Origin of the sequence: Mycobacterium sp. 852002-51613_SCH5001154 (assembly GCF_001667425.1) — a bacterium.
Taxonomy (GTDB): Bacteria; Actinomycetota; Actinomycetes; order Mycobacteriales; family Mycobacteriaceae; genus Mycobacterium.
Map to the genome: position 1 here is coordinate 41,301 of NZ_LZII01000085.1, position 11,601 is coordinate 52,901.

General features: G+C 67.6%; 12 protein-coding genes. 7 read left to right on the forward strand and 5 right to left on the reverse strand.

The features are described 5' to 3' along the window. Positions 1-21: 21 nt before the first annotated feature. The 3 genes from A5750_RS24225 to A5750_RS24235 all read right to left on the reverse strand — a co-directional run bounded on the left by A5750_RS24225 (position 22) and on the right by A5750_RS24235 (position 2,733). Positions 22-915, reverse strand: coding sequence for a fructose bisphosphate aldolase (locus tag A5750_RS24225; RefSeq protein WP_066951205.1), 894 nt, complete (start codon positions 913-915; stop codon positions 22-24). Positions 916-1,030: 115 nt separating this feature from the next. After that, positions 1,031-1,609 (reverse strand): cytochrome b, encoded by a 579-nt coding sequence (locus tag A5750_RS24230; RefSeq protein WP_082948190.1) that lies wholly within the window; start codon positions 1,607-1,609, stop codon positions 1,031-1,033. Then, positions 1,606-2,733 carry a catalase family peroxidase gene (locus tag A5750_RS24235; protein WP_369828604.1) on the reverse strand — a complete coding sequence of 376 codons (1,128 nt, stop codon included), beginning with the start codon at positions 2,731-2,733 and terminating at the stop codon, positions 1,606-1,608. The genes A5750_RS24230 and A5750_RS24235 overlap by 4 nt, the downstream gene beginning before the upstream one ends. Before the next feature lie 356 nt (positions 2,734-3,089). Between A5750_RS24235 and A5750_RS24240 the strand changes: the two genes are divergently transcribed. The 7 genes from A5750_RS24240 to A5750_RS24270 all read left to right on the forward strand — a co-directional run bounded on the left by A5750_RS24240 (position 3,090) and on the right by A5750_RS24270 (position 9,583). Further along, a complete protein-coding gene (locus A5750_RS24240; protein ID WP_066951202.1) occupies positions 3,090-3,467 on the forward strand; it encodes an STAS domain-containing protein in 378 nt (125 codons plus the stop codon). 59 nt (positions 3,468-3,526) lie between these two features. Continuing rightward, a complete protein-coding gene (locus A5750_RS24245; protein WP_082959204.1) occupies positions 3,527-3,967 on the forward strand; it encodes an ATP-binding protein in 441 nt (146 codons plus the stop codon). 86 nt (positions 3,968-4,053) lie between these two features. Then, the gene (locus A5750_RS24250; protein ID WP_066951199.1) at positions 4,054-4,674 is read left to right on the forward strand and encodes a TetR/AcrR family transcriptional regulator; all 621 of its coding nucleotides are present in this window, start codon (positions 4,054-4,056) and stop codon (positions 4,672-4,674) included. A 110-nt stretch (positions 4,675-4,784) separates the two neighbouring features. Further along, entirely contained in the window at positions 4,785-5,921 is a 1,137-nt protein-coding gene (locus A5750_RS24255) for a phosphotransferase (RefSeq protein ID WP_067266341.1), read from the forward strand. 116 nt (positions 5,922-6,037) lie between these two features. Beyond that, positions 6,038-7,798, forward strand: a complete 1,761-nt coding sequence (locus A5750_RS24260; protein WP_066951191.1) for an amidohydrolase family protein — start codon at positions 6,038-6,040, stop codon at positions 7,796-7,798. Between the two features lie 10 nt (positions 7,799-7,808). Then, the gene (locus tag A5750_RS24265) at positions 7,809-9,152 is read left to right on the forward strand and encodes an SRPBCC family protein (protein ID WP_067266345.1); all 1,344 of its coding nucleotides are present in this window, start codon (positions 7,809-7,811) and stop codon (positions 9,150-9,152) included. Positions 9,153-9,301: 149 nt separating this feature from the next. Then, positions 9,302-9,583: a hypothetical protein gene (locus tag A5750_RS24270; RefSeq protein ID WP_156659372.1), complete on the forward strand. Its 282-nt coding sequence runs from the start codon at positions 9,302-9,304 to the stop codon at positions 9,581-9,583. 5 nt (positions 9,584-9,588) lie between these two features. Here the strand turns inward: A5750_RS24270 and A5750_RS24275 are convergent, their stop codons facing one another. Both A5750_RS24275 and A5750_RS24280 read right to left on the reverse strand, forming a co-directional pair. Beyond that, entirely contained in the window at positions 9,589-10,269 is a 681-nt protein-coding gene (locus A5750_RS24275) for a response regulator transcription factor (protein WP_197505524.1), read from the reverse strand. Beyond that, a complete protein-coding gene (locus A5750_RS24280) occupies positions 10,251-11,468 on the reverse strand; it encodes a sensor histidine kinase (protein WP_066951183.1) in 1,218 nt (405 codons plus the stop codon). The genes A5750_RS24275 and A5750_RS24280 overlap by 19 nt, the downstream gene beginning before the upstream one ends. Positions 11,469-11,601 lie beyond the last annotated feature (133 nt).

The window sequence follows — 11,601 nt, forward strand, 5'->3', positions numbered from 1 at the left end:
GGTCGCCGCCACGCTACTAGGTCAGCCGGCGACCGACGCGTCGTAGATCGACTGGATCGCCTTGTCCAGCGTGGCGTTGAACTGCTCGTCGGTTTGGTCGGCGGTGAGCCCCTCGGTCAGCGCGCGGCTGAAGCTGGCGATCAGCCCGTGGTTCTTCGCCAGCAGCTCGTTGGCCTCCTCGCGCGAGTAACCGCCGGAGAGGGCGACCACTCGCATCACCTTCGGGTGCTCGATCAGGGGGAGGTAGAAGTTGGCCTCGGTGGGCAAGCTCAGCTTGAGCATGACGCGCTGCCCGTCGGGCACGTTCTCGAGTTGCTTGGTGATCTCGTCGCGCAGGATGCCCTCGGCCTCGGCCTTGTCCGCGATCGAGATGGTGACCTCGGGCTCGATGATGGGCACCAGGCCGTGCGAGAGCACCTGGTGGCCGAGCTCGAACTGCTGGGCGACCACGGCGGCGATGCCCTTGGCGTTGGCGCCGCCGATCACCGACCGTTCCTTGGTACCGAAGACGCCCTTGCTCACGGCGCGCTCCAGGAGCTCGTCCAGTCCCGGGATCGGCTTCATCAGCTGCACGTCGTCGGACGCCTCGGCCAGGCCCTTGTCGATCTTGAGGATGGGTACCACGCCCTTGGTCTCCCACAGATAGGTGGTGGACGGGGTGCCCTCGATCTCGCGGTCCATGGTCTGCTCGAACAGGATCGCGGCCAGGACGCGGTCACCGGTGAACGCCGGGGAGGTGATGATTCGCGAACGCATCTGGTGGATGAGGTCGAACATCTCCTCTTCGGAGGAATACGCGTCGTCCTGGATGCCGTAGAGGCGCAGCGCCTTGGGCGTCGAGCCGCCGCTCTGGTCGAGCGCCGCGATGAACCCCTTCCCCGACGTCATCCGCTCCGCTTGCTTCTCGTTCGGCATGGAAGTTCTCCACTCCTTCGTGGTCGGCGTATGGTCACCGCGCCTGCGGTGCCAAGCACCCTGCGCTAATCGTGCCGATCATATTCGGCCGATCAGCGCCCGGGGAGGCAGGTCGTTACAGCTCGGCTTGGTCTGCCCGCGCGGAGGCGGGCCTGACCCGCCACAGCGCCATCCGATCGAGAAGCCCGTCGCGCAGCACGAGCGTGTGAAAGAGCACCGCGCACATGTGGGCGGTGAACGTCAGAAACAGCAGCAACGCGAAGGCGCCGTGGCACTCGCGCAGCACCGCGAACACGTCGATGCTGTGCGGCGCGATGCCGGGCAGTCGCAGCGGCCCCACCAGCGTGACCGGAAACCGCGCCGCCGAGAGCATGGCCCACCCGGTGAGGGGCTGCACCAGCAGCAGGGCGTAGAGCAGATATTCCGACCACGTCGCGATGCGCCGTTCGGCGCGACTCATCGTGGACAGAAACGGCGGGGGCCGATGTCTGAGCCGATTCGCCAGCCGCACCACCGCGAACACCAGGATCAGCACACCGAGCGGGCGATGGATGGCCAGCAGCAGCGGGTAGTAGCTCAGCGCCGCGACCATGGTGACGCCGATGAGCAGTTGGGCTATCACCATCGGCGCCATCAGCCAGTGCAGCACGCGGGACGGGAGCGCGAACCGGGCCGTGGCGTTGGCGTCGCTCACCGGAGCACCCGGGAAACGTCGACTGCGCTGGGTGTCTTGGGTTCCTCCGCGCGGCGGGTGAACGAGCGGGCGTAGACGGCCGATCTCGCTGCGAGTAGCGGGTCGTCGGAGGCGGTGATGCCGTCCGGCAGCACCAGCGGGTCGAAGTTGATATCGCGAGCGTTGCCGGGCGCCTCGGTCTGCACCGCCGTGACGGTGATGGTGCCGGCGTCAATGGTTCGGCGCGATCGCGGCCAGGGTTTCGTCGCGTCGTGGGTCGGATCATCCGGCTCCCCCACCGTGAGCACCAGCCGCCAAGTGAGCGGTCGCTGCGCGAGCGCCCGGATGAGGTCGTCGAAAAGGTAGTCCTTGCCGGCCGGTGACGCCGGCGCGCCCGCCACTTCCTGCGGAACGGCGGCCCAGCGCACCGGAACGGTTGCCCCCGCGCCGTTGGTGAACCGAAACGCGTTCAGGCCGTAGAACGCGCTGTCGGCGAACCCCACGCTGGGCGGGGTCTGCTTGATGACCTTCATCGCCGCGACCGTCTCGGGGTGACGGTCGAGGAACGCGGCCATCTTCTCCGGGTCGGCCTTGCCCGTCCCGGCCACCGGTTTGGACGCGAGCAACCGGTCGTAGAAGCCCTGCGGCGTGCTGTCCGGAAAGACGGGGATGTTGACCATCGCGGTGCGCCATTGCTGGCCGTCGGGGCCCTGGAAGAGCAAGCCCAGTCCGCGCACCGTGGTCGGCGCGTCCGCCTGATCCGGCAGGCCTCCCGACAGCGAGAACCGGCCGATCACCGGCACGTTCCCCGCCCGGAAGACTGCGGCCCGGCAGATCGCCGCCCCCGCCCCGGTGCTCGTAAATGTTCCGACCGCGCTGAGCCCCTTGGCGTGATTCCGGCGAAAGCCGTCGTGGCGTCCGTAGACGTTTTCGAAGCGGTCGGCGAACCGGGGTGGTGTCAACGCACCGGGTCGCAGCCAGCCGCCCGCGTAGGCGAAGCCACCGACGTCGACCGCGGCGATGCCGGCCACGGCTCCCATGCCCAGCAATGCGCGCCGTCGTGTCACCGCGTCGGGACGGGCGCCGGTGGGCTCGACATCGGCCCGCGGGTCGTCTTGCTCGCTACCGCGCTCACCGGGCTCCACGCCGACCGTCCTTCCACATTTGTGCAGGCCACGGGGGCCGGGCTGGACACGAGTCCGGTACAGGCAATTCACGCATGAGCCAATGCCATGCGCAACTTCTGCGGGGGGCGTCGCACACATTCACAGGACGGCGCGCCGGGGCGATTCGTTCACTCGTTTTGGGTGTGGTTCGCCGCGTGTCATACCATCGAATAAACAACTTGCGGCTGCATCTGTAGCTAGAGCGCAGATCGACGGAGTGTCTCTCCTCCGAAGGCAAGCGCTTTCCGTGGGGTTGAACAAGCAGCCCCCGGTGTTGGCAGTGGCTGTTCTAAGAGCTAACGGTGTCCCCAGGGACCGAATGTGAGTGATAGACCATGGGCGAATTAACTGGCGATCCAATCGATCCGACCGCTTTCTCAGTAGGAAAACAGCAGGTAGATGATGCGGTCGTGCTGACCGTCTCGGGTGAAGTGGACATGCTCAGCTCGCCGCATCTGGCCGAGGCCATCCAGACCGCGATGGCGACCAAACCCGCCGCGCTGATCGTGGACCTGTCGAAAGTGGATTTCTTGGCCTCAGCCGGGATGACCGTCCTGGTGACGGCGCAGGCGGACACCGAGCCGCCGACAAAATTCGCTGTCGTCGCCAACGGCTCGGCGACGAGCAGACCGATCAAACTGATGGGAATCGACAGCGTGCTCGCGCTCTACAGCTCGCTAGACGACGCTCTGAGCGGCATTGCTGGTGGGTGAACCTCGAGATGGGGGCACAACTGGGAACGATGGGCCGCTCTGATCCTCAACCGCATGACGTGTCGAACATCGATGACCGCTTCCGCTTCACGCGGAATCGGGTCGCCGCCGACCGGCGCAGCGCTGCTCGGGCCCGAGCCGAATTCCGGGTCTGGCTCGAAACGCATTTCAGTCTCAGTTCCGACCGGTTCAGCGACGTCCTGCTGGCGGTAAACGAAGCCATCGCCAACGCCGCCGAATTCGCCTATTGCCAGACCTCCCAGCGCGGGACGCTGGACGTGAGCGCGGCCTATGACCGGCCGGCCGACACCTTGTCCGTCACCGTCGACGATCGCGGCCGTTGGCGTCAGCAAGTTCCGGCCCGCTACCGGCAGCAACTCCGCGGACGCGGCATCCCGTTGATGGAGACACTGGCCGACGAGGTGACCATCGACCGCACCCCGCGCGGCACCCGCGTCACCTTGACCTGGACCGATCTGACCCAACGCCCGGGCGCTTGAACCCGCGCTATCCGGCGTGCGTCCGATGTGCTTGGTCCGCAACGGAATTCATTGTTGTGGGGAACTGACCCCGTAACATCTGCGCCATGGAACCGAGCCGCCGATGGGGCGACGACCGCGCGATCCTCGACGACGAGGAGGCCCGCAGGCGCATTTTGGACGCCGCGGGCCGCTGCATCGCGCAGCGCGGCAACACTCAGTTCCGGATGGGTGAGGTTGCCGACGAGGCGGGGGTGTCACGGTCCACGGTCTACCGGTACTTCCCCGGCCGCGACGACGTTCTGCTGGGCCTGATCCTGAAGCGGGTCGACCACGCGCTCGGCGAATTGGTCCGGTCGCTGGCCGCCCCCGACGATCCGGTGCGGTCGGTGCCCGAGATGGTGCTGGCCCGCGTCGAGTCGGTGGACGGCGATCCACTGAACGAGGCACTGTTCGCCGCCGAGAGCACCGCCGTCGCGACGGCCCTCGAGAAGGGTTCGGAGCCCATCGTGGAGACGCTGTTGCGGCACTACCAACCGCTGCTGGATCGGTGGAAGTCGGCCGGTCGTCTGCACGCCGATCTCGACCCGCGGTCGGTCGTCCAATGGCTGCACGCGACGACGTTGTTTCTCCTGGCGCCCTCCTGGCGGTACCGCCCTGCCGCCGACAAACGCGAGTTCGTCGACCAATTCGTGGTGCGGGCCCTGGTACCCGAGATCAGACAATAACGACGTATTGTCTGATATCCGGTCTTTGAAGTATTTTTGATTGACCCCGTGCCGCGACGTCCGAACGGCTCGCGGTGCGGGTGACACGTCCGCACCAAGAAACGAAAAGTATGAATAACCCTGTGACGCGGGCGATTTCGGCCGCCGGCTTGGCCGCTCACCTGGGCCGCGGCGTGGGCCGGGTAGCCACCGACGCGGTGGTCGGCGGCCGATTGGGGTTGCCCCGGCGGGTGCAGGACATCGACGCGGCCGTGCTCTCCAAGGTGATGGGCACCGCCGTCCGAACGGTCCGCGTCCTGAGCGCCGACGCGGGGACGTCGTCGCGGGCCCGGCTGGTGCTGACCGGAAAGAATGTCCCCGACTCGGTGTTCGTCAAGCTCGCGGCGAAGACGGCGGCCACCCGGTTGATGGGCGAGTTGGGCCGGCTCGGGCCCACCGAGGTGCGGTTCTACCGCCAGCTCGCACCGCAGATCGTCGGCGCCCCGTACGCGTACGGCGCGGCGTTCGACCCGTGGACGGGGCGCTACCTGCTGGTGCTGGAGGACCTTCCCGCCGAGTCGTGCGAGTTCCCCGACACCCTGCACCCGCTTTCGCCCGAGCAGGCCAGCCTGATCGTCGAGCTGCTCGCCGACCTGCACGCCACCTTCTGGAACCGACTCCCCCGCGACGGGCGCGGCCCGCTGGGCTGGCTCTACACGGCGTCCGGCGACGTCACTTCCCTGCTGACGGGCACGCTCATGCACGCCTCGATCAAGCGCCTCGCCGAGCGCACCGAGATCCCCGTCGAAAGCGGCCGCTTGATCGCCGACAACTACCGGGCCGTCGCCGCCCTCATCGACACTCCCCCACACACCGTCATGCACGGCGACGCGCACCCGGGCAACATGTACTTCCACGGCGGCAAGGCCGGCCTGCTGGACTGGCAGGCGGTGCGGCGCGGGCACCCGTCGCGGGAACTGGCCTACACGCTGATCACCAGCCTGACGCCCGAAGACCGCCGGACGACGCAGCGCGAACTGCTCGACGACTACCGGCGCTCGCTCGCCGCGGCCGGTGGGCCCGAACTGGACCGCGACGAACTCTGGCTGCGCTTCCGCCAGGCTGCGCTGTACGCGTACGTGGCGCCGCTGATCACCGCGGGCATGGGCGGCATGCAGGTCGAGGACATCGCCATGGAAGGGCTGCGGCGCGGTGTCGAGGCGCTCGACGATCTGGAAACGGTCGCGGCGCTGATGAGTTCGCTTTGAGGCAAGCAACTTTCGCCGAACCTATTGCGATGGCCGCCGCAAGAGTTACGCTACTTCCCGTAGCGTAATGCTGCGGGTCTTTTGCGCCTTCAGCCCATGGCGGCAAGGAGAGTCTCATGTTCGACCTGAAAATCGTTGGTGGCACCGTCGTCGACGGCACCGGCGCGGAACGCTATCGCGCCGACGTCGGGATCAAGGACGGCAAGATCGTCGACGTCGTCCGCCGCGGGGCCGATTCCCCTGAGATGGGCGGTGAGGCCGCCGAAACCATCGATGCCACCGGCCGGGTGGTGGCCCCGGGCTTCGTCGACATCCACACCCACTACGACGGACAGGTGAGTTGGGACAGCTTGCTCGAGCCGTCGAGCGGCCATGGCGTCACCACGATCGTGACCGGAAACTGCGGCGTCGGCTTCGCGCCGGTGCGGCCCGGCACCGAGAAGTGGCTCATCGAGCTGATGGAAGGCGTCGAGGACATCCCCGGCACCGCGCTCACCGAGGGCATCACCTGGGGATGGGAAACCTATCCCGAGTATCTGGACGCGATCGGCAAGCACAAGTTCGCGGTCGACGTCGGCAGCCAGGTCGCCCATGGCGCCGTGCGCGCCTACGCGATGGGCGAGCGGGGTGCGCGCAACGAGCCGGCCACCCCCGAGGACATCGAGGCCATGGGCCGGCTGGTTAGGGAAGCGATCGAGGCCGGCGCGCTCGGATTTTCCACCTCCCGCACGATGGGGCACCGTGCGATGGACGGCGAACCGGTCCCTGGCACCTACGCCGCCGAGGATGAACTGTTCGGCCTCGGGCGGGCCATGGCCGCCGGCGGCCAGGCGGTGTTCGAGCTGGCCCCGCAGGGATCGGCGGGCGAGGACATCGTCGCTCCCAAGAAGGAACTGGACTGGATGCGGCGGTTGAGCGGCGAGATCGACCGGTCGGTGTCGTTCGCCCTCATCCAGGTGGACGCCGACCCGAACCTGTGGCGCGAGATGCTCGACCTCTCCGCCGAAGCGCACACCGCGGGCAGCAGGTTGTACCCGCAAGTCGCGGCGCGCCCGTTCGGCATGATGATCGGATTCCAGGGCCACCACGGCTTCAGCCACCGGCCCACGTACCGCCGACTGCAGGCCGAATGCGGCCGCGAGGAACTCGCGCGGCGCCTCGCCGATCCCGCGGTGAAGGCCGCGATCCTGTCCGAGGAAGACCTGCCCGCCGACCCGACCATGTTGTTCGACGGGATGTTCGCTTTGGTGCAGCACTCCCTGCATCGCCTTTACTCACTCGGTAACCCGCCGGACTACGAGCCCACCCCGGACCGCACCGTCGCGGCCATTGCGAAGGCCCGCGGCGAGGATCCGCTGTCCACCCTCTACGACCTCATGCTCGAGTCGGACGCGACCGCCATGTTGATGCTCCCCTTGTTCAACTACGCCGACGGCAACTGCGACGCGATCCGGGAGATGCTGCTGCACCCGGCCGGCGTGCTCGGGCTCTCCGACGGCGGCGCCCACTGCGGGATGATCTGCGACGCTTCGTATCCCACGTTCCTGCTCACGCACTGGGCGCGGGACCGGCGCCGCGGCGAGAAGCTGTCGCTGGAGTACGTGATCCGCAAGCAGGCCCGCGACACCGCCCACCTCTTCGGCCTCACCGATCGTGGCACCATCGAGCCGGGCAAGAAGGCCGACATCAACGTCATCGACATGGACGCCCTGACGCTGCATCCCGCCGCGATGGCCTTCGATCTGCCCGCCGGCGGAAACCGGATCCTGCAGGGAGCCAGCGGATACGCGGCCACCATCGTCAGCGGGACCGTCACCCGGCGCGACGATGTCGACACCGGGGCCCGTCCCGGACGCTTGGTACGCGGAGCGCGTTAAGGCTCCCCGCATGAACGCGCCCGCCGGCAACCCGACCCGCACCCGCGACGAGGACGCGATCGGCACCCCGCCGGAAAGCCCGACCCTGGTACCGGCACAGCGGTATTACTCCCCCGCGTTCGCCGCCCTCGAGGTCGAGCGGATGTGGCCGGAGGTCTGGCAGCTGGCATGCATGGTCGACCACGTCGCCGAACCGGGCGATTATTTCGAATACCGCTGCGGCCCATACGGTGTGCTGATCGTGCGCGGTGACGACGGGGTGCTGCGCGCCTTCCAGAACGCCTGCCGCCACCGCGGCAACTCCGTGTGCGTGGGTTCGGGCTCGGGGCTGCGAGAGCTCAAGTGCGGCTATCACGGCTGGACCTGGGACCTGGCCGGCACGCTCAAGCGGGTGCCCAACCGCAAGGGCTTCGGGTCGCTGAAGATGTCTGACTTCCCGCTGGTGCCGGTGCGGGTGGACATTTGGGAGGGACTCGTCTTCGTCAATTTCGACCTCGACGCGATGCCGCTGCTCGAGTACCTGGAGGCAGTGCCCGAGGACATCGCGTGGTGCCGGTTGACCGACTTCCGCTGCTATGCCACGCTGACCGTGGAGGTCGACGCGAACTGGAAGACGATCGCCGACGGCTACAGCGAGACCTACCACATACAGACGCTGCACCCGGAATTGCTGCGCTGCGTCGACGACATCCATGCACCGCAACAGATCTGGGGTCACACGGGAAAATCCGACCAGCCCTACGGGGTGCAGAGCCCACGCTTCGAGGGCGCGCTGAGCGACGAAGAGGTTTGGGACGCTTACGTTTACACGCAGGGCGCACTCATGGGAGCCGCCGAAGGCACACCGTTCCCCGAACACCAACCGGGTGAGACGGCGCGGGACCTGATCGCCGCACACACCCGGGCGTTCGCCGCGACGCGCGGCGTGGACCTCGACTGGGCCGACACGGACCGGATCACCCGCCTGCATCAGTACAACGTCTTCCCCAACATGACGCTGCTGGCCAACGCCGATCACCTGACGGTCATGTGCTCGCGCCCCGGCCCGGATCCCGACCGGGGCGAGCTGGTCATGTTCCTGATGACGCGGATGCCGCCGGGCGCCGCACGCGCCAAGCCGACCGATGTCCGGGTGACCGCCGGTGAGGCCGAGCCCGGCGTAGTGCTCACCCAGGACATCCGGGTGCTCGCGGGCCTGCAGCGCGGCATGCATCAGCCGGGTTTCACCCATCTCGTGCTGTCCAGCGAGGAACGGCGCGTGATCAACATGCATCGCAACCTGGAGCGTTATCTGGACCTACCCCAATCTGAGCGAATGATCGACGGCCCGCCGAATCAACCGTCGCAAACATAAATTCGTGTAGACACGCCGTAATCGGTCCGATGCGATTTAGAATCCGTTTCGTGATGACCCCGTCAAACCCGTGGGGGGACGACCGAGGGCAACTCGCGCATCAGCTACAGATGCGATATCAACCACTCGCGCGAAGACGCGCGCGGCGCATGTGCCAGAACTTCGAGCGGGTCGGCGTCCGAGCCGCGCCTGACCGCGTGCGGGAGATGCTGGCGGGTGCGCCCCTTGCGGCTCACGAAGCGATGGACATCCATTTCGCGCTGATCGCCCTGCGGTTCGAGCGGGAAACACGCGCCGCGCGGTACAAGCGGCTGAAGCGGCAGGGCACCCGCTCGCTGATGTTCGCCGGCTTGGTCCTGGTGGTGTTGAACTTCCTGATGTGCATGGCCTACGGCCTGCTGAACCTGGCCGATCAGGGCGCGGCTCTCTAGGCCCCTCAGCGCGGGACGACGATGCCGTTGTCGTACGCGTAGACGATCGCCGCGGCGCGGTCGCGCAGGTCGAGTTTTCCGAAGATCCGGCCGATATGGCTTTTGACCGTGACGCCGGAGATGCAGAGTTGGTCGGCGATCTCGGCGTTGGAAAGGCCCCGGCCTATCAAGGTCAGTACGTCGAGCTCGCGAGTGGTCAACTCCCCGATCCCGATGCCACGCGGCCCCGGCGCGGCTTTGCGGTACGTGGTGAGCACGCGAGCGGTGACCGCGGGATCCAGGTAGCTGTCGCCCCTGGCGACCGCGCGCACGGCGCGGATCAACTCCTCGGCGGACGAGTCCTTCAGCACAAAGCCGGCCGCCCCCGAGCGCAGCGCCTCGGACAGCAGCTCGTCCTCGTTGAAGGTGGTCAGCGCCAGCACCGGCGGCGCTCCCCCGAGCCTGCGAGTCGCCTCGATGCCGTCGACCCGGCGCATGCGCAGATCCATCACCACCACGTCGGGCCGGTGCTCGGCCACCGCCGCAGGCACCTCGTCACCGTCGGAGCATTCCGCGACGATGACGAAACCGTCCTTGCGCCGCAGGATCCGGCGCAGCCCCGACCGCACCAGTTCCTGATCGTCGACAAGCAGGACGGTGATCTCGGGGGTCTCCGGGGCATGTGGGATCACGCCTTGCACCACCACGGGCGCCAGCCGGTGTCGCCTTCGTGCAGCGGTATGTCGGCGCGCACCGACCATCCGTCGTGGGTCGGGCCGGCGTCGATGGCCCCGCCCAGCAGCTCGACACGCTGGCGCATGCCGCGCAACCCGCGCCCCTCGGCGGAATGCGGGGCGGCGATCGCCACGGGCAACCGGTTGTCGACTGTGAGACTCGCCGACGTTACCGAGACAGTCAGCGCCACTGTGGATTTCGAATCCGGGGCGTGCTTGGCGATGTTGGTCAGGGATTCCTGGGTGATGCGGTACAGCGCGAGGCCGACCGCCGCCGAGACGCGTTCGGTGGCACCGTCGATGCGCAGCACGACGTCCAGGCCGGCGCGCTGAAAATCCGCGACGAGGACGCCGACGTCGTCGATGCCGGGTTCGGGAGTGGTCTGCGCCGATTTCGTCGGCGAGCTGTCCAGCAGCCCGACGGTGCGCCGGATGTCGGCCATCGCCTGCCGGCCCAGGCGTTCGGCCTGTTCGAGCGCCTCGACCGCGTCGTCGACGTCGCGGTCCTGCTGCAGTCCGCGGCGGGCGCCCGTCACGTGCAGCAAGGTGATGCTGAGCGAGTGGGCGATGACGTCGTGCACTTCGCGGGCGATGCGCCGCCGCTCGTCGGCGGCGGCGTGCTCGGCCAGCATCTTCTGCGCCTCGATCTGTTCGGCCAGCAGTAGCCGTTGAGTGCGCATCACGTAACCGAGGAGCCAACCCGCCCCGACGAAAGCGAGGTACAGCCCCACCGTGTCCAGGCGGTGCAGTCCAGAGGCGGCGAGCAACAACGCGGCCGCCGACGCGGCGGACAACAAGCCGACCGCGATAGAGCTCAATGTGGCGATAGACAACACCAACAGCACCAGCAGAGCCGGGGCGAAATCGGCATGAATCGGTGTCGACGTACCGAACAGCATCATGGCGGTGGCTGTCATCCATGTCGCCCACATCAGCCCCGGGCTGAGCTTTGTGTTCAGAAAGAAGAACACCAGTGTCGGTGCGATGGACACCGCGAACGCGGCCAGTCCGACGGGCAGGTCCGCGGTGGGACGCTGCAGGACCGCGATCACCGCGCCACCGACATGGCTCACATCGACGGCGATGAACGACGCCCAGGTCAGACCTACGGGAATCAACTCGCCTCGGCGGCGAAGCTGTTCGCGCAAGTAAGTCGCTGCGGCACGCAACATCGTCCAATCCTAAAAGAGCTCGCCACCTGCTCACATCATGCCGTGGGCGGGACGTGCCTCCGCCCGTGGTAGGAGGTGAAGACTGCACCCCGGCACGACGCGCGGCGGGCGGCCGATTTCCTAGCGTTTCAGT

Coding starts and splice junctions, on each gene's coding strand:
- A5750_RS24270 (WP_156659372.1), top strand. CDS start 9,302: ATGTGCCAGAACTTCGAGCGGGTCGGCGTCCGAGCCGCGCCTGACCGC.
- A5750_RS24255 (WP_067266341.1), top strand. CDS start 4,785: ATGAATAACCCTGTGACGCGGGCGATTTCGGCCGCCGGCTTGGCCGCT.
- A5750_RS24260 (WP_066951191.1), top strand. CDS start 6,038: ATGTTCGACCTGAAAATCGTTGGTGGCACCGTCGTCGACGGCACCGGC.
- A5750_RS24240 (WP_066951202.1), top strand. CDS start 3,090: ATGGGCGAATTAACTGGCGATCCAATCGATCCGACCGCTTTCTCAGTA.
- A5750_RS24280 (WP_066951183.1), bottom strand. CDS start 11,468: ATGTTGCGTGCCGCAGCGACTTACTTGCGCGAACAGCTTCGCCGCCGA.
- A5750_RS24225 (WP_066951205.1), bottom strand. CDS start 915: ATGCCGAACGAGAAGCAAGCGGAGCGGATGACGTCGGGGAAGGGGTTC.
- A5750_RS24265 (WP_067266345.1), top strand. CDS start 7,809: ATGAACGCGCCCGCCGGCAACCCGACCCGCACCCGCGACGAGGACGCG.
- A5750_RS24250 (WP_066951199.1), top strand. CDS start 4,054: ATGGAACCGAGCCGCCGATGGGGCGACGACCGCGCGATCCTCGACGAC.